The following is a 21,184-nucleotide window of genomic DNA, read 5'->3' on the forward strand; positions in this document are numbered from 1 at the left end:
GGGCACCACTCCTCGCGATCCCAATATTCGACAGCTACTTGCTGTGTCCGCGTCGTTGCTGTATACATTCGCCGCGCGACGCATACAGTTAGACAGTATTCAGTCTACGGAGGTGCCGAAGTGGCACTCGGCTTCCTTGACCGTTCCCACAGCATCGCACCAGCGAACTGGAGTCGCTGGCTCATCCCACCCGCAGCGCTGTCCGTGCACCTGGCGATCGGGCAGGTCTACGCCTGGAGCGTGTTCAAACCTCCGCTCGAGGAAACACTCGGGCTGAGCGGAACGCAGAGTGCTCTACCCTTCCAGCTCGGCATCGTCATGCTGGGGCTGTCGGCGGCTTTCGGCGGGACACTGGTGGAGCGCAACGGGCCACGCTGGGCCATGTTCGTGGCGATGTCGTGCTTCTCGTCGGGCTTTCTCATCTCGGCGCTCGGCGTGGCGAGCTCGCAGTACTGGCTGGTCGTCCTCGGCTACGGGGTGGTCGGCGGGGTGGGGCTCGGGATCGGCTACATCTCGCCGGTCTCCACGCTGATCAAGTGGTTCCCCGACCGGCCGGGGATGGCCACGGGCATCGCCATCATGGGTTTCGGCGGCGGCGCGCTCATCGCGTCGCCGTGGTCGAGCCAGATGTTGCAGTCCTTCGGCACCGACAACGCGGGGATCGCCACCACGTTCGCCGTCCACGGTGTGGTCTATGCCGTTTTCATGTCGATGGGCGTACTGCTGGTGCGGGTTCCGGCGCAGGATTGGCGTCCCGCCGGGTGGAAGCCCGGAAACGGCGACAGCGGCAACGCGATGGTCACCACGGCCAACGTGTCGGCCAACAACGCGCTACGCACGCCGCAGTTCTGGCTGCTGTGGCTCGTCCTGTGCCTCAACGTCACGGCGGGGATCGGCATTCTCGAGAAGGCCTCGCCGATGATCCGCGACTTCTTCGCCGAGACCTCGGTGCCCGTCGGCGCGGGTGCTGCCGCGGGTTTCGTGGCTTTGCTTTCGCTGACCAACATGTTGGGCCGCTTTGTCTGGTCGTCTACATCGGATATTGTCGGCAGGCGCAACATCTACCGGTTCTACCTCGGTGTCGGCGCACTGTTGTACCTGGTCATCGCCTTGACGACGAACTCGTCGAAGATCGTTTTCATCCTCAGCGCGATGGTGATCCTTTCCTTCTACGGGGGCGGTTTCGCCACCATTCCCGCCTACCTTAAGGACCTGTTCGGCACCTACCAGGTCGGCGCCATCCACGGCAGGCTGCTCACCGCGTGGTCCACGGCGGGCGTGCTGGGGCCGCTGATCATCAATGCCATCGCAGACAGCCAGGAGGCTGCGGGCAAGACCGGTCCAGCGCTCTACACCACGTCGCTGTTCATCATGATGGGCCTGCTCGTCGTCGGCTTCGTGGCCAACGAACTGGTCCGGCCGGTCGATCCGAAATTCCACGAGCCGGTGGAGGACAACCCGCCGCTGTCCCGAAAGGAGTCGCAGTGAGCGAGCAGACGACGGCTCAGCGCCGTGCCGGGCTACTGGTGCTGGTGTGGGCCTGGGTGGGACTGCCGTTCGCCTACGGGGTGTACGAACTCGTCCGCAAGGTATTGCAGCTGATCGGCGGTTGACACAGCAGTCGGTTCGGGCCCGGCGGGTCGCCCGCCACGGGAAGTGCTCACCCGCCTGCTGTGCCGGTGGTCCCTTCGCGTGACGGCGCGAGCCGCCGGGCCCGGCTAGGCTTTGCGGCATGCTCATCGCCGAAGACCTGCTGCTGCTGCTGTTCGACGACAAGGCAGGAAAGCCCGTCGACGGGGTCTCGAATCTCGAGTACTCCCTGGCCGGGGCGGTACTGATCGAGTTGGCCATGCTCGGCCGCATCGATGTGACAACCGATGCCGACGAGGGCAAGGCCGGCAGAATGGTGATCCGGGACAGTACGCCCACCGGCGAGGCGACGCTGGACGACGCCCTCGCCACCATGTCCAAAATGGAGGGCAAGAAGCCGAAGGACGTCATCGGTCCGCTGGCCAGGGGCGGACTCTCGCGGCAGCTGCTGGACGGCCTCGTGCAACGGGGGATCCTGCGACGGGAGCAGGGCAGGGTGCTGGGACTCTTCCCCACCACCCGCTGGCCTGCCGAGGACTCACGACACGAGCAGCGGACAAGGGCGGAACTCAACCGCGTACTGGTCGACGGGCACCAGCCCAACGAACGCACGACGGCGCTTGTCGCATTGCTCGCGGGTATGGGGGTGACCAAGCAGGTCGTCGGTGGCAGGGACCCGCGGCTGGTCGAGCGAAGGGCCACCGAGATCGCCGAGGGCAACTGGGCGGGCGACGCGCTACGCAGGGCCGTCGAGGAGATCACCTCCGCCGTCATGGCCGCGCTGTTCGTCCCCACGATCGTCACCGGCGCGACGTAGCCCGCGACTGCTGCCGCAGGCCACGGTCGACCAGCGTGACCACCAGCAGGGCCACGGCGATCAGCAGCAGCGCCAGCGCCATCCGGTGCAGCCCCGCCGCGCTCGGGTGCTCGCCGAAGCACACCGCGATCAGCGCGGAAGCGGCCACGGCGCCGACGTACTGGGCGGTGCGGAAGAACCCGCTGGCCGTCCCGATCAGTCCAGCGCCTGCCTGGCTGTACAACGCGGTCTGGTTGGTCACGCTCGTCAGGCCCTGCGCGAGGCCGAACATCGCGGCCACCGCTACGAGTATCCCGGTCCACGAACTCGGCTGCACCGCCAGCAGCAATCCGGAGCCGCCCGCAAGTGCCAGCACCGACAGCACCAGGCGTGCCCGCAGCCCGCTCGCGCGCCCGGAAAGGGCGGCGGCGCCCATCGCGACGGCCGACATGGGCAGTAGCAGCAGCCCCGCGGCAACCTCCGACAGCCCCCGGTCGGCCTGTAGCCACTGGACGTAGCCGAACATGATCGTGTAGATCGCCAGGAAGGCAAGGGCCTGGCGGAGATAGGTGCGCAGTATCGGGCCGTTGGTGAGCACCCCACGCACATCGAGGCGGGAACGCGCCCGGGGCGCGGGTCGATCCGCGGGCAGCCACAGCCACGCCAGCACCATGGCGCCGACGGCCAGCGGGATGTTGACCGCGAAGATGGCGGGCCAGCCGAAGAAGCCGGTCAGCGCGCCGCCGAGAGTGGGGCCGACGACCATGATGGTCTGGGCCGAGATCGACAGCACCGCCAGCACTCCCGCGGGAACACCCGCTCCGGTGGCGTCGGACTGCCTGCGAAGTACGGCCATCGCGGCGGGGAACCCCGCGCAGGTGCCGAAGCCGAGCAGCATGCGCACCCCGATCAGCCAGTCGAGGGAGAGCGCGAATGTGCCTGCCAGGCCGGCCGCGGCGACGGCGGCCGCACCCCCGAGCAGGACCCGGCGCGGCCCCCACTTGTCGACCAGTACGCCCGCGATCGGCTGACCGATCGCGGTAGCGAGGTAGAGGCTGGTGATCAGCCAAGCCGTTTCGGCGGGTCCGGCGTCGAACGTCCGACCGATGGGTACCAGCGCGACCGCGATCATCGTCGAGTTGATCGGGTTGAGCACCGCGCTGGCGACCAGCGGAGCGACCAGCCGCGCACCGATGACGGGTTTCGTCGTGGTGGTCATCAACGCTGGGCGAGCCTGCGCAGCAGCGGCAGTGCCTCGGCCAGCCGGTCCCGTTCCTGCTGTGTGAAGTCCTCGGCGAGCGCCGCGGCCAGCCACTCGTCGCGGTGTTGGTGCACGCCGAGCACGGTCTTCGTGCCCAGCTCCGAAAGTGAGATCACGGTGCGGCGACCGTCGTCGGGGTCTCTGCTGCGGTTCAGGTAGCCCAGCTCGTCGAGTGCGGCCAGCGTGGCCGACATCGACTGCTGCCTGACGTGTTCGGCGGTCGCCAACTCGGCCTGCGTGGCCGGTCCTTCCCTGTGCAGCCTGCCGAGCACGGCCGACTGGGTTGGGGTGAGCACGCCCGCGTTGTCGACCTGGCGAAGCCGTCGTAGTAGCTGACCGATCGCGCCGCGCAGTTGTCCGGCCAGTTCGGCCACCGAAGGAGGGACACCAGTCATGCCATCAGCCTAGACTGTGCAGTTCCAACTGTGTATCGGAGCACCGTGCAGGTCGGCGCGGCGGGTTCGTAGACTTGTCGGCTGTGACGGAGAACGCGGCTCAGCAGCAAACCGACCTGCCCAGCGCCTGGAACCCGGCCGACGAGGAGGCCGGGATCTACCAGCGCTGGGTAGCCGCAGGCTATTTCGAGGCGGACTCGGCCTCGAAGAAGCCGCCCTTCACCATCGTGCTGCCGCCCCCCAACGTCACCGGCAGCTTGCACATGGGCCACGCCCTCAACCACACGCTGATGGACGCCCTCACCCGCCGCAGGCGTATGCAGGGATACGAGGTGCTCTGGCTGCCGGGCATGGACCATGCGGGCATCGCCACCCAGAACGTCGTCGAGCGCGAACTGGCGAACGAGGGGATGTCGCGACACGACCTGGGCAGGGAGCGCTTCGTCGAGCGGGTCTGGGAGTGGAAGGCCGAGTACGGCGGCAAGATCCTCGACCAGATGAAGCGGCTCGGTGACGGCGTCGACTGGTCGCGCGAGCGCTTCACCATGGACGACGGGCTTTCCCGCGCCGTGCAGACGATGTTCAAGAAGCTCTACGACGACGGCCTCATCTACCGTGCCGAGCGCATCATCAACTGGTGCCCGCGCTGCCAGACGGCGCTTTCCGACATCGAGGTGGATCACTCCGACGACGACGGCGAGCTTGTCTCCATCCGCTACGGCGAAGGCGACAACGCCATCGTGGTGGCCACCACCCGCGCCGAGACCATGCTCGGTGACACCGCCGTCGCCGTGCACCCCGACGACGAGCGCTACAGCCACCTCGTCGGCACCGAGGTGGAACTGCCGCTCACCGGCCGCCGTATCCCGATCGTCGCCGACGAGCACGTCGACCCCGAGTTCGGCTCCGGCGCGGTCAAGGTGACGCCCGCACACGACCCCAACGACTTCGAGATCGGCAGGCGGCACGGCCTGCCCATGCCGTCCATCATGGACGAACGGGCGGTGATCACCGTGCCGGGCCCGTTCGAGGACATGGACCGGTTCGAGGCAAGGCCCGCCGTCGTCGCGGCGCTGCGCGAGCAGGGCAGGATCCTCGCGGAGAAGCGCCCCTACGTGCACGCCGTCGGCCACTGTTCCCGCTGCGACACCGTCGTCGAGCCGAGGTTGTCGCTGCAGTGGTGGGTGAAGGTCGAGCCGCTGGCACGTGCGGCTGGCGAGGCGGTGCGGGACGGGCGCACCCTCGTGCATCCGCCGGAACTCGCCAAGCGCTATTTCGACTGGGTCGACAACATGCACGACTGGACGATCTCTCGCCAGCTGTGGTGGGGCCACCGCATCCCGGTGTGGTACGGCCCGAACGGCGAGATGGTCTGTGTCGGACCCGACGAGGAACCGCCGACAGGCGAGGGCTGGCAGCAGGACCCGGATGTGCTGGACACCTGGTTCTCCTCAGGGCTGTGGCCGTTCTCCACGATGGGCTGGCCGCAGCGTACCGACGACCTGGCCAAGTTCTATCCCACCAGTGTGCTGTCCACCGGCTACGACATCCTGTTCTTCTGGGTGGCCAGGATGATGATGTTCGGCCTGTACGCCATGGACGGGGTGCAGCCGTTCGACCACATCTACCTGCACGGCCTGATCCGCGACGCCAGTGGCAAGAAGATGTCGAAGTCGCGGGGCAACGTGATCGACCCGCTGGACTGGATGGACCGGTTCGGCGCGGACGCCACCCGATTCACGCTGGCAAGGGGAGCCAACCCCGGCGCGGACATGGCACTGGCCGAGGAATGGGCCGCCGGTTCGCGCAACTTCTGCACGAAGCTGTGGAACGCCAGCCGGTTCGCCATCATGAACGGTGCGAGCGTCGAGCAGCCGTTGCCTGGTCCGGACCAGCTCACCGAGGCCGACCGCTGGATACTGGGAAGGCTCGGCACGGTGGTTTCCGAGGCCGACGAGCTGATCGAGGACTTCCAGTTCGCCAAGGCAACCAACCTGCTCTACCACTTCACCTGGGACGAGCTGTGCGACTGGTACCTGGAGTTGGCCAAGGTGCAGCTCGCGGGCGAGCAGGCGGACTCGACAAGGCTCGTGCTCGGGCACGTGTTGGACACCGTGCTGCGGCTGCTGCACCCGTTCATTCCGTTCATCACCGAGCGGCTGTGGATCACGCTGACCGGCGGCGAGTCGCTGGTGGTCGCGGGCTGGCCGATCCCGGCCGAGCTGGGCCTGCCATCGCCCGATCCGCAGGCCGACGCCCGTATCGAGGACGTGCAGAAGCTGGTCACCGAGATCCGCCGGTTCCGTTCCGACCAGGGGCTGAAGCCGGGGCAGCGGGTGGCGACCCGGCTGGTCGGTCCCGGCTTCGCGGCGCTCGCCGACCACGAAGGCGCGGTGCGCGCACTCGCACGGCTGAGCGAGGCGGGGGAGGGCTTCACGGCCACGGCGTCGCTGGAGGTGGCGCTGTCAGCGGGCATGGTGACCGTCGAGGTGGACACCTCGGGGACGATCGACGTGGCCGCCGAACGCAAGCGCTTGCTGAAGGACCTGGCAGCGGCGGAGAAGGAGCTCAAGCAGACCGAGGGCAAGCTGGGCAACCAGGCGTTCCTGGAGAAGGCGCCCGCGGATGTGGTGGACAAGATTCGCGCCCGCCGGGACACCGCCGCGGCCGATATCGAGCGCATCAACGCCAGGTTGTCGAGCCTTCCCGCCTGACGCCGCGAGCCCCCCGTCCAGGACCGCGAGTGCTGCGTTCGGGACCGCGAGTGCTGCGTTCGGGACCGCGAGTGCTGCGTTCGGGACCGCGAGTGCTGCGTTCGGGACCGCGAGTGCTGCGTTCAGAGCCCTGAGCTCTGCGCCCCCGTACCGCGAATTCCGCATTCGGCGGCCCGGTCCGGCTTCGCCCGCGAGAGGGGAACTTGCGGACGGGAACGGGGAACTCGCGGGCAGGAGCGGGGGACTCGCGGGCAGGAGCGGGGGACTCGCGGCGGAGGTGCGCGGGTGGTGGGACGCGTGGTAGGCAGGGACCGTGATCGAAGCCGACCGAGACATCTGCATCGCCGCCGGGGTCTGCGCGATGACCGCGCCGGACGTGTTCGACCAGGACGACGACGGCATAGTGGTGCTGCGTACCGACAACCCCGGACCCGACAACGCCGAAGCCGCGCGGGAGGCCGTGGACTCGTGCCCGTCAGGGGCGCTCAGGCTGCGCGATACGTGAGCAGGTAGCGCCGAACGCCAGTACGCGCACTCGGCTGCCGGGCAGCAGCCGGACCGCTTCTCGCCTGATCTGGGCCAGCGACATGGTCGCCGCGCGCACCGGGGGCGAGGGCAGGGCATCCACCCCACCGCCCAGTTCCTCCGCCACGCGTACCAGCGCCCGCGCCACCACGTTGCCCGGTACCGCGGCGGCCCAGCGCGCCCGGTCGGCGACCGAACCCGGCTTTGCCAACCCGAGCACCAGCAGCACACCGTTGGGTGCGAGCGCGTCCCGCAGTGCCGCGACAGTGTCGAACGGCACGTGGTGCAGCGATGCCAGGCACGAAATGACGTCGTAGTGGCCTGGCTCGAGCGCGACCGACCGGATATCCGCCTGCCGGTAGGAGATCCGGCCCGGTCCTGGCGAGCCCAACGCCTTCGCCACGGTGAGCACGTCGGCCGCCGGATCCACGGCGTCCACGTCCAGGCCCGCCCCCGCCAGGCTGCGGGCGAACTTGCCGGTGCCGCAGCCAACCTCGAGTGCGGTGCTCGCCCCGGACGGCACGTGGCGTAACAACAGCCGGTGGTAGTGGTCGTTGTGGTCGAAGGGCACGCGGCCAGGCTAGTGGGGCCGCACGTAGACTCGGTGCTAGCCAGTCGAACTGTTTGGGAGTGCGCGTGCCGTCCGACGACCAGGAGTTTCCCCCGGAACTGTCGGCAGGGGACAACTTCATCGCTGGCCCGTTGCCGGACGACGAGTCGGAGCTGGAACCGGTCGACGAGGCCGCGATCCAACGGCGGGCACGCCAGGAGTTGCTGGCCGTCGAGAACGAACTCGACAAGCGCTGGCCGGAGACCAAGATCGCGCCGTCGCTGACGCGCATCAGGGCACTGGCCAACCTGCTCGGTGATCCGCAGGTGACATATCCCGTCGTGCATGTCGCAGGCACCAACGGCAAGAGTTCGACGGCTCGGATGATCGAGGCTCTGCTGACGAGGTTGGGCCTTCGGGTCGGCCGCTACACCAGCCCTCACCTGCAGCTGGTCACCGAGCGCATCAGCATCGACGGGGCACCGATCTCGGCGGAGACCTACGTCAACACCTACCGCGACGTCGAGCCTTTCGTGTCGATGGTCGACAAGGCGGGTGGCCCGGACGAGCCGCCGATGAGCAAGTTCGAGGTGCTCACCGGCATGGCGTTCGCCGCCTTCGCCGACGCCCCGGTGGAAGTCGCCGTGCTGGAGACCGGAATGGGTGGCTCCTGGGACGCCACCAACATCGCCGACGGGCAGGTCGCCGTCCTCACCCCGATCGACTTCGACCATGCCGAGTACCTCGGCAGCGAACTGACGTCGATAGCTGGTGAGAAGGCCGGGATCATCAAGCCCGGTGCCGTCGCGGTGCTCGCCGAACAACACCCCGACGCCGAACGCGTACTGCTGGAACGCGCTGTGGAAGTCGACGCGGTCGTCGCCAGGGCGGGCAGCGAGTTCGGCGTGCTGTCCAGGGACGTGGCCGTCGGCGGTCAGCTGTTGCGGCTGCAGGGCCTCGGAGGCGTCTACGACGAGGTCTTCCTGCCGTTGCACGGTGCGCACCAGGCCGCCAACGCCGCACTCGCGCTGGCCGCAGTGGAGGCGTTCTTCGGAGCGGGCAAGGACCGGCAACTGGTGGTGGAAGCGGTGCGCGAGGCCTTCGCCGAGGTGCGCACACCGGGCAGGCTGGAACGCGTCCGCGCCGCTCCCGCGGTGTTGTTGGATGCCGCCCACAATCCGCACTCCGCAGCGGCGCTGGCCGCCACCATCGACGCCGAGTTCGCCTTCCGCAGGCTGGCGGCGGTGATCGGCGTGCTGCGCGACAAGGACGCGCTCGGCATCCTGGAGGCACTCGAGCCGGTGGTGTCGGAGGTGGTGGTGACCGCGAGTTCCTCGCCACGCGCCATGCCTGTCGCCGAACTCGCCGAGTTGGCCGTTTCCGTCTTCGGCGAGGAGCGAGTGACCGTGGAGCCCGTACTGGACGCCGCGATCGAGTCCGCGGTCGCGCTGGTGGAACAGACCGACGACCCGGAGGAGCCGCTGGCCGGTGGTGGCGTGCTCATCACGGGGTCCGTGGTGACCGTCGGTGAGGCACGCACGCTGTTCGGCAAGGAGCCGGAATGAGTGAGGATCAGCGGTCCGGTACGGAGCCCGCGGCACCGCCCGCCAAGGACCCGATGAAGTCGTTCCGGGGTGTGCAGGCGGGCATCCTGGTCATCGAGGCCATCGTGGTGGGGCTCGCGTTGCCGGTTGTCGCCCAACTCGGCGCGGGCATCAGCAGTCTGCAGGGCTGGACGGTGATCGGCATCGCCGCCGCGCTCCTGCTGTCGTGCGCGGTCCTGCGCAGACCCTGGTCGATGTGGGTGATCCTGGCGCTGCAGGCGGGGCTGATCGCGTTCGTGGTCGCACTGCCATCGGTGGCGGTCATCGGAGTGCTCTTCCTCGCCGTGTGGCTGTGGTTGATGTGGCTGCGCCACGACGTCGCCACTCGCATGGCGCAGGGACGGTTACCGAGCCAGCAGCAGGATTGCTGACCGGACAGGTCCGCGGCAGTTCACCGTGCCGACCACCGCAGTTGTCCCACTGGCCCGGTTGACCGGATAGATGTTCCGGCATGAGTGAACAAAACCCCCTTCCCCGCCGAGGCGTGCTCAAGGCAGGTGTGCTCGGCGCGGGCGTCGTGGCCACCGGTGTGCTCGGCGCGACACCGGCCGCCGCGCTGATCCGCGCGGGACGGCCGCGGTTGACGCACGGCGTGCAGTCCGGCGACGTCTCGTCACACTCCGCGATCGTGTGGACCAGGGCCGATCGCCCGTCGCGCATGGTGGTCGAGATCGCGCGCGACCCCTCCTTCCGCAGGGCGCGGGTGGTGCGGGGTCCGGTGCTGTCCCCGCGTACCGGCGGCACCGGCAAGGTGCGCCTCACCGGGCTGCCGAAGGGCGCCGAGGTGCACTACCGGGTCACCGCCGAGGACCTCGACGGGCGGGCCACCAGCGCACCGCTGACCGGCCGGTTCCGCACCGCGCCGACCCGCCGCGACGACGTGCGGCTGGTGTGGTCGGGCGACGTCGCGGGCCAGGGCTGGGGCATCAACCCCGACATCGGCGGTATGACCGCGTACGCGGCGATGGCCGCGCGGCAGCCGGACCTCTTCCTGCACAACGGCGACAGCGTGTACGCCGACGGGCCGCTCACCGAGACCGTGTCGCTGCCGGACGGGCGCACCTGGCGCAACATCGTCACGTCGGAGAAGGCACGGGTGGCGCAGACCCTCGACGAGTACCGGGGGCAGTTCGCCTACAACCTGCTCGACGAGAACGTGCGTGCCTTCGCCGCCGCCGTGCCCAGCTACGTGCAGTGGGACGACCACGAGGTCGTGAACAACTGGTACCCCGGTGAGATCCTCGACCTGCCGCAGTACACCGAGAAGCGGGTGGACGTGCTGGCGCGGCGGGCGTTCCAGGCCTTCCACGAGTGGCAGCCCATCGACGCGAAAGCGGCCGTCGACGGCAGGGTGTACCGCAGCTTCGGCTACGGGCCGGTCGAGGTCTTCGTGCTTGACATGCGCAGTTACAAGGACGCCAACACCTCCGACCGCACCCGACCGGGCTCGGTGCTGGGCAGCAGGCAGGCGAACTGGTTGGTGCGTGCGCTGGCGAGCAGCAAGGCCACCTGGAAGATCGTCCAGGCTGATCTGCCCGTCGGGCTTGTCGTACCCGACGGCAACGACATCGAGGGCGTGTCCAACGGCCTGCCCGGCGCCCCCGGCGGCCGTGAGAGCGAACTCGCCTGGGTGCTCTCGGAGATCTCCAGGCGCCGGGTGCACAACGTGGTGTGGCTGACGGCCGACGTGCATTACACGGCGGCGCACCACTACTCGCCCGACCGCGCCGCCTTCGGCGACTTCGAGCCGTTCTGGGAGTTCGTGTCCGGTCCGCTCAACGCGGGCGCGTTCGGGCCGAACAACCTCGATCCCACCTTCGGACCCGAGGCGGTGTTCGTACACGCGCCGCCGACGCCCAACACCTCACCGATGGACGGCTACCAGCACTTCGGTGAGGTGAACGTGAACGCAACCACCGGGGAGTTGACGGTCGACCTGCGCGACGGCACCGGCGCGGCGCTGTGGTCGAAGACCCTGCGGCCACGCCGTCGGGAAGGTGACGGTTAGGCTGCCCACACCGGCACACTTGGTAGCAGTCGATGAAGGAGTAACAGCTTGTGAGTGAGCGCACGTTGGTTCTGGTCAAGCCCGACGGCGTCAAGCGGGGCCTCGTCGGCGAGGTCATCTCGCGTATCGAACGCAAGGGACTGACCCTCGCCGCGATGGACCTGCGCGCCGTCGAGCGGTCGGTGGCCGAGGAGCATTACGCCGAACACAAGGACAAGCCCTTCTTCGGCGAACTGCTCGAGTTCATCACCTCCGGTCCGGTCGTGGCCATCGCCGTGGAAGGCCCCCGTGCCATCTCGGCGTTTCGGCAGCTGGCCGGGGGCACCGATCCGGTTGACAAGGCCACCCCCGGCACGCTGCGCGGCGACTTCGCGCTCGAAACGCAGTTCAACCTGGTGCACGGCTCCGACTCGCCGGAGTCGGCCGAGCGGGAGCTGAAACTCTGGTTCCCCGACCTGTGACCGCCGCGCCGGGGTCGTGAGGCGAGTGCTGCTCTCACGACCCCAGCAGGCCGGTATCGGAAAGGATGTCCGCGATCATCCGCGTCTCGGCCTCGTTCAGCGGCAGCAACGGCGGGCAGGTGCCAGGGTGATCGATCAGGCCACGCAGCGCCATCGCCGCCTTGTACGCCCCGAGTACCGACGCGGTGAGCCCGATCCGGCTCTGATCGGCCACCGAGGTAATGGTGAACAGCCGGGCCAACCTGTCCTGCTCGGCTGAGGCGGCCTCGACGTCGTTCTCCCGCACGGCGCGGTACAGGCGCACATAGCCGTGCGGGTCCACATTGCCCAGTCCCGGCACGATTCCGGCGCCGCCGAGCCGAACCGCCGTGTCGGCGAGCAACTCCGAACCGGTGAACGCGGGCAGCTCCGTACGGCGCAGGATCTCGCGGAAGCTCGCGAGGTCCCCACTGGAGTCCTTCAGACCCGCGATCAGACCAGAATCCGCCAACTCGGCGACGATGTCGGCCGTCAGCCGCGAACCGGTCGCGCTGACGATGTCGTAGCCGATGACCGGCGCGTCCACGGCCGCGTGCACCCGCCGGAAGTGCTCGACAATCTCGTCGCGGTGCGGCCGGATGTAGAACGGGGTTGTCACCACCACGGCGTCGGCACCGAGCCGCACGGCCTGCCGCGCGTGCTCCACCACCCGCAACGTCCCGGTGTCCACGGCTCCCGCCAGCACCGGTATCGCCCCGGCCACCGTGGCGGTCACCACCTCGATGGCAGCCGTGCGCCGTGCGGTGTCCAGCAGCGCGATCTCGCCGGTCGACCCGCCGACGAACACGCCGTGCACCCCGGCGTCCAGTTGGTCCGACACCACACGTTCCAGCGAACGCCGGTCAACCTCGCCTCGTTCGTCGAGCGGGGTCACCAGCGGCGGTATGACACCGTGTAGTGCGGGCGCCGTCAACTCTTGGGTCACTGGTCCCGTCCTTCCCTGTGGCTCTCGGCGGCCGTGTCCTAACGATGATGGGCCGTGCGGCGGCGGGGGCAAAACAACTCGATTTCTGTCGCAGGGTCGTGGCAGGGTCGCTGGAGTGGACGACACAGCGATGGTGGAAGCCAAGGCGCTGGTGAAGCGCTTCGGCGACTTCGAAGCCGTGCGCGGCATCGATGTGCACGTCAGGCAGGGGGAGGCGTTCGGTTTTCTGGGCCCCAACGGGGCGGGAAAGTCCTCGACCATGCGCATGATCGCGTGTGTGTCGCCGCGCTCGGAGGGTGAGTTGCGGGTGCTGGGTATGGACCCCGACCGCGACGGCCCGCGTATCCGTGCCCGCATCGGGGTGGTGCCGCAGCAGGACAATCTGGACTCCGAGCTGACGGTGCGGCAGAACCTGCAGGTCTACGGCCGCTACTTCGGGCTTTCGCGGGCGCACGTGCGGGCCAAGGCGCGGGAGCTGATGGAGTTCGCCCAACTCACCGACCGAGCCGATGACGAGGTGGAGCCCCTCTCCGGTGGGATGAAGCGGCGGCTCACCATCGCGCGCTCACTGGTGAACGATCCCGAGCTGCTGCTGCTCGACGAGCCGACGACCGGACTCGACCCGCAGGCCCGACACCTGCTGTGGGACCGGCTGTTCCGGCTGAAGTCCACCGGCGTGACGCTGATCATCACGACGCATTACATGGACGAGGCTGAGCAGCTTTGCGACCGCCTGGTCGTCATGGACGACGGGCACATCGTGGCCGAGGGCTCGCCGTCGGGCCTCATCGAGCGCTACTCGACCCGCGAGGTGCTGGAGATGCGCTTCCTTCCCGGCGAGCAGGAGACGGCCGCGGGGCAGGTCGACGACCTCGGACAGCGCGTCGAAGTGCTCCCGGACCGGGTGCTCGTCTACACCGACGAGGGCGAGACCGCGCTGGAGCGGTCCCACGCCAGGGGGCTGCGACCGGTGTCCAGCCTGGTACGCCGCAGCACGCTGGAGGACGTGTTCCTGCGGCTGACCGGACGGAGCCTGGCGGAATGACGGTGGCGAGCACGACCGCGGCCGGGCGGGTTGTCGGCTCGTGGCGGGCGGCGTGGCTGCGGGTGGAGGGCCACTGGGTCTGGTACCGGCGCTACTGGACCGCGAACCTGTACTCCTCCGGGCTGCAACCGCTGCTGTTCCTGCTGGCCATGGGTGTCGGTTTCGGCTCCCAGGTGCGGCCGGGTGCCGCCACCGGAGGGTTCTCCTACCTCCACTTCGTCGCACCGGCGCTGTTGGTGGCGGGCGCGGTTCAGAACGCGGTCGGGGAGTCCAGCTTTCCGGTGCTGTCCGGCTTCAAGTGGCAGCGGGACTACTACGCCGTCACCGCCACTCCGGTCAGCCCGGGCCAGCTGCTCGGCGGGCAGTTGATCTGGGTGGGACTTCGACTGTTCCTCGCCGGCAGCGTGTACGTGCTGGTGGCATGGGCGTTCGGCGCCTGGCTCAACGCGGGCGTGCTGCTGGTGCTGCTGGTCGGGGTGGGCACCGGTCTGGCGTGTGCCGCGGTGGTGATGGCCGTCGCGGCCACCACCTACGACGAGGGCACCCGGTTCACGTCCATCTTCCGGTTCGTTGTCATGCCGATGATGCTGTTCTCCGGGACGTTCTTCCCAATCAGCCAGATCCCGGAGGCGTTGCGCTGGCTGGCCTGGATCTCGCCGCTGTGGCACGGCAACGAGCTCGCCCGCGGTGTCACGCTCGAAGGCCTTCAGGTGCTGCCCACGCTCGGCCATGTCGCCTATCTGGTGGCGTTGTTCGCCGTCGGTGGGCTGCTCGCGCGGCGCTACTTCTACCGAAGGTTGGCGAGCTAGCGTGACACTCCTGGAGTCGAGACCCCGCCGAGGACTGCTGCCGCGGGTGTTGCCGCCCGGACTGTACTCCGGCCACGCGAAGGCGATCATCGAGCGTTCCGCGCTGTCCTACTCGCGCGGCTGGCTGGTGTTCGTTTCCGGTCTCGTCGAGCCGCTGTTCTACTTGCTGGCGTTCCAGATCGGCTTCGGCAGGCTCGTCTCGGCGGTCACCGGGCCGGGTGGGCAACCGATGAGCTACGTCGCTTTCGTCGCGCCCGCACTGCTCGCTGCCTCCGCGATGAACGGCGCGGTGTTCGACTCCACGTTCGGGGTGTTCTTCAAGTTCCGGTACGACAGGACCTACGACGCGATGCTGGCGACACCCATCGGCCCGTTCGACATCGCGCTCGGCGAGATCGGCTGGGCAGTGTTGCGGGGCGGCCTCTACGCGCTGGCGTTCTTCGGCGTGATGACCGGGATGGGTCTGGTGGTCTCGCCATGGGCGCTGCTGCTGGTGCCGGTGGCGCTGCTGGTGTCCTTCGCGTTCGCCTCGGTGGGTATGGCTTGCGCCACGTTCCTGCGATCGCCGTCGCAGTTCGACTTCATCCAGCTCGCCGTGGTGCCGATGTTCCTGTTCTCAACGACCTTCTACCCACTGACCGTCTACCCCGAGGCGCTGCGCGTAGTCGTGCAGTGCCTCCCGCTGTATCACGGCGTCGAGCTGACCAGGGGGCTTTCGGTCGGTGTGCTCGACGTCTCGATGCTCGGGCACCTGGCGTACCTGCTCGTCCTGGCGGTCGTTGGGCTCTACGGGACGTCGCGCAGGCTGCACCGCCTGCTGCTGCGCTGAGCCCGCTGGCAACGCCGACACCGCGGCCAATGCGTCGACCATGCCGTGTCCGTAGAAGCTGTTGTAGCCGCTGTAGCCGGTGCAGTAGGCGTCCTGGGTGCCGTCGCCCGCCACGTCGTAGTCGGTGGGACACGCCAGAGCGGACGCCTGCCCGGTCAGCGCCGCGCGCAACTCGCGGGGCGTCGCGCCGGGCAGCCGGGAGGCCAGCAGCGCCGCGACCCCGGCCACGTGCGGTGCCGCCATCGACGTTCCACACATCGACTCGTATCCGGACGGCACCGTCGACAGCACGCAGTCGTCGGTGCCGCCCCCTGGGGCGGTGAGGTCGATCACGCCGAGCCCGTGCGAGCTGTAGGCAGCCTTGACGCCTGAGCTTTCGACCGAGGAGACGGCCACCACCTGCGGCAACCCGGCAGGCAGTGCCTCGCAACTGCTGCTGTCAGCCGCGGCCGCGATACCGCTCGGGTTGGAGCGGGTCAGTTGCACGCCCTCGTTGGTCGCCGCCGCCACGGTGAGCGTGCCCGCCGCTTCGGCGTACTCCACGGCCCTGGCCAGCGCTTCGTGTACCACCTGCTGTCCGCTGCCGGATGCGCACGACGTCGGCCACGGCGCCACCAGGTAACTGCTGTTGGTGACCTGCATGCCGTTGCGGGCGGCCCACAGCAGCCCGCAGACGGCGGCCTCGGGATCGACGTAGCCGCGCTCGTCGATGACCTTCACCGATGCCAGCCGCACACCAGGGGCCACACCGGTGATGCCCCTGCCGTCGTCGGCGGCGGCGAGTATGCCCGCGACGTGAGTGCCGTGCCCCGAGGTTGTCGGTTCCCACGCCGAGCGGGCGTGGTCCGGCGAGCCGGACAGGCAACCCACCGACAGTTCCGCGTCCACCGTGCCCGCGAGGTCGGGATGCGCGGGGTCGATTCCGGAGTCCAGGACGCCCACGACGACATCCCGGCTGCCCACGTCGACGCTGTGCGCGGCGGTCGCGTTGATCGCGCGCAGGTTCCACTGTTCGGCGCTGCGGTCGGCGGTGGTGACGTCCGTGCCGGTCCGCGACGGTATCCGCGGCGCGTTCCCCGGCACTGCCGACCCTGGACCGCGCCGAGCGAGCCGAGCCGCTTGCGCGCTGAACGCCCGTTGCGGACCGATGCGCTCGGCGAACAGGGTGGTGGAAGACACGGCGACACCGACCGCGATCTCCGGGTAGTAGTCGGTGACGGTGCCGCACGCGGCCCGGATCTGTCGGTGCGCGGTAGGCGCGGTGGTGCCCTTGTCGAACAGCACGACATAACGCAGCTGTGGACCGTCCACGTCGCAGGGACTCGCCGGTGCCGCGGTGGCGCTTGTCACACCGAGGTGGCCGCTGAGCGCGAGAGTGACACACGCGAGAACCACGCTGCCACGCCCGCGCACGCCGGCCTCCGTCTGCCACTGACTCGGCTTTTTCCCTGCCGGGGCGCACGTTAACCAGCGTGCCGGAGAGGGACAAGCCGGAACCGGAAGTTCCCCCGGCCGAGAGGCGCTCGCCACCGAGCGCGCGATGACGTGCTCGCCGTGTGGGATACTCGGTGTTGGTTACCGAGCCGTTGCCGCCGCCGTACGGGTGGGGCGCAGCGGTTGGTGGCCCGGTGACGTGCTGAAAGAGTCGAAGAAGGTCGTCGCCGCCGCGCGCAAGGTGCCGGGCGGCTGGACGATCTGGGAGGCGTCGAACGCGCGGGCTTGCTCGGCGCGGCACCGTGGGACCTGCCGTCGGCGGTGTGCCGGTCACCCGGCACCTCGGCGGCGCGAGAGGCAAGGATTCCCGTCGGCGGTGCAGCCCACCACGGCGGTACAAAACAGGAAACGGCCCCTGCGCGGCCGCGTGTTGAACGCGCCCGGGGGCGGAGGAGATGTATGTCGAACGCGGAGACACCCGCCGAGAACGCTGGCGGGACTACCGCCACATCCACAGCCGCTGCGCTGGCGGAACTGCCGAACAGGATCAGGGTCCACGCCTTGGCCAAGCTGCTCGGCGCCAGCAGCCGCGAGGTGCTGGCCAAGCTCGCAGACCTGGGCGAGGAAGCCCGCAGCCCGCAGTCAGGGGTTCACAAGGACGTGGCACTCAAGGTGGCCGAATCGCTCGGGGTGCTCGACAGCGCTCTGGCCGAGACGGCCGCGCCCGCGACCGGGGCGGCCGCCGAGCCCGGTGAGTCGCAAGACACGGCACAGGCGGTGTCCTCACAGCCGCCGCCGGTCGCCGCGACGCCACCGCCGGTGGCTCCGGCAGAGCCGAGTACGCCACCGCAGCCAGTTGCCACCCCGGTGTTCGCGGCGCCGTCCCCGGTGTTCCTGCCGCCGGAGCCGGTCGCGGCGGAACAGCCGTCGCGTGCCAAGCCGCAGCAGGCCGAAGAAGACCAGGATGCCGGGCACAGCCGGGAGGAACCGTCCGGCGATTCCGGCGACGACGGCGATTCCGGCGATTCCGGCGATTCCGGCGACTCCGGTGAGAGTGGCGGTCGCAGGCGGCGCCGTCGCGGACGTCGTGGCCGGGGCCGAGGCAAGGGTGGCGAGGAGCTGGCCGACGAGCAGGAGAGCTCCGACACCGCGGCAGGTGGCGAGGACAAGCAGCAGGAGGAGAAGGCCGAATCCGCCCCGAGCAAGCCGGAGGACGGTGGCGAGGCAGAAGAGTCGGAGTCGGCGAGCAAGCGTCGACGCAGGCGGCGGCGCCGTAAGAGCGGCGACGACGACGCCACCGAGGCGACCCCGGACGACCCACCGAACACGGTCACCCACGTCCGTGACTCCAAGTCCGAGGCCAAGTCCGAAGCCAAGTCCGAGGCCAAGACCGAGGCCAAGACCGAGCCACGTGACGGTGTCCGCAGCGTTCGTGGGTCGACCCGGCTCGAGGCCAAGCGGCAGCGGCGAAGGGACGGCAGGGAGGCGGGGCGCAGGCGCGCGCCGATCTTGTCGGAGGCGGAGTTCCTCGCCCGACGTGAATCGGTCGAGCGCACCATGGTCGTCGCCGAGCGGGGAGACTCCACCCAGATCGGCGTACTCGAGGACGGTGTGCTCGTCGAGCACTTCGTCACCTCTTCGGGCAGCGGCTCGATCGTCGGTAACGTCTACCTCGGCCGGGTGCAGAACGTGTTGCCCTCGATGGAGGCCGCGTTCATCGACATCGGCAGGGGCCGCAACGCCGTCCTCTACGCCGGTGAGGTGGACTGGGACGCCGCCGGGCTGGAGGGCAAGGCCCGCAAGATCGAGCAGGCGCTCGCCACCGGCGACAACGTGCTGGTTCAGGTCACCAAGGACCCGGTCGGGCACAAGGGTGCCAGGCTCACCACCCAGATCTCGCTACCTGGGCGGTTCCTGGTGTACGTCCCGGCAGGTGGCGCCACCGGCATCTCGCGCAAGCTGCCGGAGAACGAGCGGCGCAGGCTCAAGGACATCCTGAAGCGGATCGTGCCCGAGGACGCGGGCGTGATCATCCGGACCGCGTCGGAGGGCATCAGCGAGGAGGAACTCGCCAGGGACGTGCGCAGGCTGAAGGCGCAGTGGGAGGTCATCAAGGAGAAGGCCGAGTCCGCCTCCGGTAAGAAGTCCGGCGCGCCCGCGCTGCTCTACGAGGAGCCCGACCTGCTGGTCAAGGTGGTGCGGGACCTGTTCACCGAGGACTTCGCCAAGCTGGAGGTGCAGGGCGACACCGCGTGGGAGACCATCCACGCCTACGTCGACCACGTCGCCCCCGACCTTTCCGACCGCCTCAAGCGCTACGCGGGCAAGGGCGACGTCTTCGCCGACTACCGCATCGACGAGCAACTCACCAAGGCGCTGGACAGGAAGGTGTGGCTGCCCTCGGGCGGGTACCTGGTCATCGACCGCACCGAGGCGATGACGGTGATCGATGTCAACACCGGCAAGTTCACCGGCTCCGGCGGCAACCTGGAAGAGACCGTCACCCGCAACAACCTCGAGTCCGCCGAGGAGATCGTCCGCCAGCTGCGGCTGCGCGACATCGGCGGCATCATCGTGATCGACTTCATCGACATGGTGCTGGAATCCAACCGAGACCTGGTGCTGCGAAGGCTCACCGAGTGCCTCGGCAGGGACCGCACCCGGCACCAGGTCGCCGAGGTGACCTCGCTCGGCCTCGTGCAGATGACCCGCAAGCGCGTGGGTACCGGGCTGCTGGAGGCTTTCTCGACGACGTGTGAGCACTGCAAGGGCCGTGGTGTGATCGTCTCGTCGGAACCGCAGCGCGGTGCGGGCAACGGCGGCGGCGGAGGAGGCGGTGGTCAGTCGCGACGGTCGCGAAACAAGGCCAAGGCCGAGGAGGCGGAGTCGAAGTCGGCGGAGCCGGTTCCGACACCCGAGCAGCGCGAGTCCGTGGTGTCGGCGGTCCAGGCGATGGCCAACGCCTCCAAGTCGGCAGGCAAGTCCGACGACGGCGGGCAGGGTGAGGAAGCTCCGAAGCTCAACGGCCACGCTCAGGAGCAGCAACCACGGGCGGAGGTGACCGAACCCGAGACCGCACGCGAGCGGGCGAAGGAGTCGAGGGCCAGGCACCGGCGGGTGGCCAGACCGCAGCGCAGCCCGGAGCCCGCCCAGGAGGCACACGAGGAGGAGACGGCACCACCGGCGGAGCAGACCCGGCCGAGCACGTCGGCTACCTCCGAGCCGGAGCAGGAAACCACGTCGGCGGCACCGCAAGCCTCGGCGGAGCAGGAACCGCGGGCCAAGGCCGAACCCGAGGCGGAGGCATCCGTTCCCGTGCCCGCCACGCGCACCACCACACGGAGGCCACGCCGCGCGGCCACCCGGCCCGCGGGCCCACCGGTGCACGCTCAGGAGAACGGCTCATGACCACCCCCGTGAAGTGCAGGTCGGAGCCGACCAGTAACCTGTATGACGGCCCGCGATCGGAGCAGGCCTCATGAGCCCCAACCCACAGTCGAGTAACCAGGAGACTTCCGTGTCGGCGTATGCAGTCGTCAAGACCGGCGGCAAGCAGTACAAGGTCGCCGTTGGCGATGTCGTCGAGGTCGAGAAGCTCGAGGGCGAGCCGGGCACCGAGCACACCTTCCCCGCCGTCCTGGTGGTCGACGGCGACGAGGTCACGACGGACGTCGACACGCTGGCGAAGGTCTCGGTCACCGGCAGGGTCGTCGAGCAGACCAAGGGTCCCAAGATCCGCATCCACAAGTTCAAGAACAAGACCGGCTACCACAAGCGGCAGGGTCACCGGCAGCGGTTGACCCGCGTCGAGGTCACCGGCATCAACAAGTAAGGAACCTGACCAGCCATGGCACACAAGAAGGGCGCGTCCAGCTCTCGTAACGGCCGTGACTCCAACCCGAAGTACCTCGGCGTCAAGCGGTTCGGCGGTCAGGCCGTCAAGGCGGGCGAGATCCTGGTTCGTCAGCGCGGCACCAAGTTCCACCCGGGTGTGAACGTCGGCCGTGGTGGCGACGACACACTCTTCGCACTCGCCGCGGGGTCGGTCCAGTTCGGCACGAAGCGTGGCCGCAAGACGGTCAACATCGTGCCGGCCGAGGCCTGACCGGCCCGGCCAGCACGCGAACCCAGAACGAGGGGCGGGTCCGGAACACATCCGGCCCCGCCCCTCGTTTTGCTGTGACAGGGAAAAGACTTCC

18 protein-coding genes and 2 pseudogenes are annotated in these 21,184 nt (G+C 69.1%); 15 read left to right on the forward strand and 5 right to left on the reverse strand.

What is annotated here, in order from left to right:
* Positions 1-120 precede the first annotated feature (120 nt).
* The 3 genes from SACMADRAFT_RS08095 to SACMADRAFT_RS08100 all read left to right on the forward strand — a co-directional run bounded on the left by SACMADRAFT_RS08095 (position 121) and on the right by SACMADRAFT_RS08100 (position 2,407).
* Entirely contained in the window at positions 121-1,488 is a 1,368-nt protein-coding gene (locus SACMADRAFT_RS08095) for an L-lactate MFS transporter (protein ID WP_009153312.1), read from the forward strand.
* Positions 1,485-1,613: an MFS transporter small subunit gene (locus tag SACMADRAFT_RS31160; protein WP_009153313.1), complete on the forward strand. Its 129-nt coding sequence runs from the start codon at positions 1,485-1,487 to the stop codon at positions 1,611-1,613. The genes SACMADRAFT_RS08095 and SACMADRAFT_RS31160 overlap by 4 nt, the downstream gene beginning before the upstream one ends.
* A 119-nt stretch (positions 1,614-1,732) precedes the next feature.
* Positions 1,733-2,407 (forward strand): GOLPH3/VPS74 family protein, encoded by a 675-nt coding sequence (locus SACMADRAFT_RS08100; protein ID WP_009153314.1) that lies wholly within the window; start codon positions 1,733-1,735, stop codon positions 2,405-2,407.
* On the opposite strand, the gene SACMADRAFT_RS08105 is transcribed toward SACMADRAFT_RS08100, so the two are convergent.
* Both SACMADRAFT_RS08105 and SACMADRAFT_RS08110 read right to left on the reverse strand, forming a co-directional pair.
* A complete protein-coding gene (locus SACMADRAFT_RS08105) occupies positions 2,391-3,605 on the reverse strand; it encodes an MFS transporter (RefSeq protein ID WP_009153315.1) in 1,215 nt (404 codons plus the stop codon). The genes SACMADRAFT_RS08100 and SACMADRAFT_RS08105 overlap by 17 nt on opposite strands.
* On the reverse strand, positions 3,605-4,042 hold the full coding sequence (locus tag SACMADRAFT_RS08110) for a MarR family winged helix-turn-helix transcriptional regulator (RefSeq protein WP_009153316.1): 438 nt from the start codon (positions 4,040-4,042) through the stop codon (positions 3,605-3,607). The genes SACMADRAFT_RS08105 and SACMADRAFT_RS08110 overlap by 1 nt, the downstream gene beginning before the upstream one ends.
* An 83-nt stretch (positions 4,043-4,125) precedes the next feature.
* Here SACMADRAFT_RS08110 and SACMADRAFT_RS08115 point away from each other — a divergent pair, with 83 nt between their 5' ends.
* Both SACMADRAFT_RS08115 and SACMADRAFT_RS08120 read left to right on the forward strand, forming a co-directional pair.
* Positions 4,126-6,756 carry a valine--tRNA ligase gene (locus SACMADRAFT_RS08115; protein WP_040925602.1) on the forward strand — a complete coding sequence of 877 codons (2,631 nt, stop codon included), beginning with the start codon at positions 4,126-4,128 and terminating at the stop codon, positions 6,754-6,756.
* A 313-nt stretch (positions 6,757-7,069) separates the two neighbouring features.
* A complete protein-coding gene (locus SACMADRAFT_RS08120; RefSeq protein ID WP_009153318.1) occupies positions 7,070-7,261 on the forward strand; it encodes a ferredoxin in 192 nt (63 codons plus the stop codon).
* Here the strand turns inward: SACMADRAFT_RS08120 and SACMADRAFT_RS08125 are convergent.
* Positions 7,242-7,852: pseudogene (locus SACMADRAFT_RS08125) on the reverse strand (class I SAM-dependent methyltransferase). The gene SACMADRAFT_RS08120 and the pseudogene SACMADRAFT_RS08125 overlap by 20 nt on opposite strands.
* Positions 7,853-7,917: 65 nt before the next feature.
* Here SACMADRAFT_RS08125 and folC point away from each other — a divergent pair.
* From folC to ndk, 4 genes are all read left to right on the forward strand, one after another.
* Positions 7,918-9,396, forward strand: a complete 1,479-nt coding sequence (folC, locus tag SACMADRAFT_RS08130; protein ID WP_009153320.1) for a bifunctional tetrahydrofolate synthase/dihydrofolate synthase — start codon at positions 7,918-7,920, stop codon at positions 9,394-9,396.
* Positions 9,393-9,806 carry a DUF4233 domain-containing protein gene (locus tag SACMADRAFT_RS08135; protein WP_009153321.1) on the forward strand — a complete coding sequence of 138 codons (414 nt, stop codon included), beginning with the start codon at positions 9,393-9,395 and terminating at the stop codon, positions 9,804-9,806. The genes folC and SACMADRAFT_RS08135 overlap by 4 nt, the downstream gene beginning before the upstream one ends.
* An 80-nt stretch (positions 9,807-9,886) precedes the next feature.
* Positions 9,887-11,443, forward strand: coding sequence for an alkaline phosphatase D family protein (locus SACMADRAFT_RS08140; RefSeq protein WP_009153322.1), 1,557 nt, complete (start codon positions 9,887-9,889; stop codon positions 11,441-11,443).
* Between the two features lie 50 nt (positions 11,444-11,493).
* A complete protein-coding gene (gene ndk, locus SACMADRAFT_RS08145) occupies positions 11,494-11,904 on the forward strand; it encodes a nucleoside-diphosphate kinase (protein ID WP_009153323.1) in 411 nt (136 codons plus the stop codon).
* A 34-nt stretch (positions 11,905-11,938) separates the two neighbouring features.
* Here ndk and SACMADRAFT_RS08150 read toward each other — a convergent pair whose 3' ends face one another.
* Complete coding sequence (locus SACMADRAFT_RS08150; RefSeq protein ID WP_009153324.1) at positions 11,939-12,868, reverse strand: dihydrodipicolinate synthase family protein; 930 nt, start codon at positions 12,866-12,868, stop codon at positions 11,939-11,941.
* 130 nt (positions 12,869-12,998) lie between these two features.
* Between SACMADRAFT_RS08150 and SACMADRAFT_RS08155 the strand changes: the two genes are divergently transcribed.
* From SACMADRAFT_RS08155 to SACMADRAFT_RS29015, 3 genes are read left to right on the forward strand one after another with little or no spacing between them, the layout of a single operon-like run.
* Positions 12,999-13,913, forward strand: a complete 915-nt coding sequence (locus tag SACMADRAFT_RS08155; RefSeq protein WP_040926199.1) for an ABC transporter ATP-binding protein — start codon at positions 12,999-13,001, stop codon at positions 13,911-13,913.
* A complete protein-coding gene (locus tag SACMADRAFT_RS08160; protein ID WP_009153326.1) occupies positions 13,910-14,722 on the forward strand; it encodes an ABC transporter permease in 813 nt (270 codons plus the stop codon). Before SACMADRAFT_RS08155 ends, SACMADRAFT_RS08160 begins: the two co-directional genes overlap by 4 nt.
* Position 14,723: 1 nt before the next feature.
* Positions 14,724-15,551 (forward strand): ABC transporter permease, encoded by an 828-nt coding sequence (locus tag SACMADRAFT_RS29015; RefSeq protein WP_232285558.1) that lies wholly within the window; start codon positions 14,724-14,726, stop codon positions 15,549-15,551.
* Here the strand turns inward: SACMADRAFT_RS29015 and SACMADRAFT_RS08165 are convergent.
* Positions 15,549-16,964, reverse strand: a pseudogene (locus SACMADRAFT_RS08165) (S8 family peptidase); the annotation flags it as partial. The gene SACMADRAFT_RS29015 and the pseudogene SACMADRAFT_RS08165 sit on opposite strands and share 3 nt — an antisense overlap.
* A 480-nt stretch (positions 16,965-17,444) precedes the next feature.
* On the opposite strand from SACMADRAFT_RS08165, the gene SACMADRAFT_RS08170 reads away from it, so the two are divergent.
* From SACMADRAFT_RS08170 to rpmA, 3 genes are all read left to right on the forward strand, one after another.
* The gene (locus SACMADRAFT_RS08170) at positions 17,445-20,393 is read left to right on the forward strand and encodes a translation initiation factor IF-2 N-terminal domain-containing protein (RefSeq protein WP_009153328.1); all 2,949 of its coding nucleotides are present in this window, start codon (positions 17,445-17,447) and stop codon (positions 20,391-20,393) included.
* 109 nt (positions 20,394-20,502) lie between these two features.
* Positions 20,503-20,817, forward strand: coding sequence for a 50S ribosomal protein L21 (gene rplU, locus SACMADRAFT_RS08175; protein ID WP_040926200.1), 315 nt, complete (start codon positions 20,503-20,505; stop codon positions 20,815-20,817).
* Between the two features lie 15 nt (positions 20,818-20,832).
* The gene (gene rpmA, locus SACMADRAFT_RS08180) at positions 20,833-21,090 is read left to right on the forward strand and encodes a 50S ribosomal protein L27 (protein WP_009153330.1); all 258 of its coding nucleotides are present in this window, start codon (positions 20,833-20,835) and stop codon (positions 21,088-21,090) included.
* The last annotated feature ends 94 nt before the right edge of the window (positions 21,091-21,184 follow it).

Origin of the sequence: Saccharomonospora marina XMU15, from assembly GCF_000244955.1 — a bacterium.
Classification (GTDB): Bacteria; Actinomycetota; Actinomycetes; order Mycobacteriales; family Pseudonocardiaceae; genus Saccharomonospora_A; species Saccharomonospora_A marina.

Coding starts and splice junctions, on each gene's coding strand:
- SACMADRAFT_RS08100 (WP_009153314.1), top strand. CDS start 1,733: ATGCTCATCGCCGAAGACCTGCTGCTGCTGCTGTTCGACGACAAGGCA.
- SACMADRAFT_RS08105 (WP_009153315.1), bottom strand. CDS start 3,605: ATGACCACCACGACGAAACCCGTCATCGGTGCGCGGCTGGTCGCTCCG.
- SACMADRAFT_RS08110 (WP_009153316.1), bottom strand. CDS start 4,042: ATGACTGGTGTCCCTCCTTCGGTGGCCGAACTGGCCGGACAACTGCGC.
- SACMADRAFT_RS08135 (WP_009153321.1), top strand. CDS start 9,393: ATGAGTGAGGATCAGCGGTCCGGTACGGAGCCCGCGGCACCGCCCGCC.
- SACMADRAFT_RS08140 (WP_009153322.1), top strand. CDS start 9,887: ATGAGTGAACAAAACCCCCTTCCCCGCCGAGGCGTGCTCAAGGCAGGT.
- SACMADRAFT_RS08155 (WP_040926199.1), top strand. CDS start 12,999: ATGGTGGAAGCCAAGGCGCTGGTGAAGCGCTTCGGCGACTTCGAAGCC.
- SACMADRAFT_RS08160 (WP_009153326.1), top strand. CDS start 13,910: ATGACGGTGGCGAGCACGACCGCGGCCGGGCGGGTTGTCGGCTCGTGG.
- SACMADRAFT_RS08170 (WP_009153328.1), top strand. CDS start 17,445: ATGTCGAACGCGGAGACACCCGCCGAGAACGCTGGCGGGACTACCGCC.
- rpmA (WP_009153330.1), top strand. CDS start 20,833: ATGGCACACAAGAAGGGCGCGTCCAGCTCTCGTAACGGCCGTGACTCC.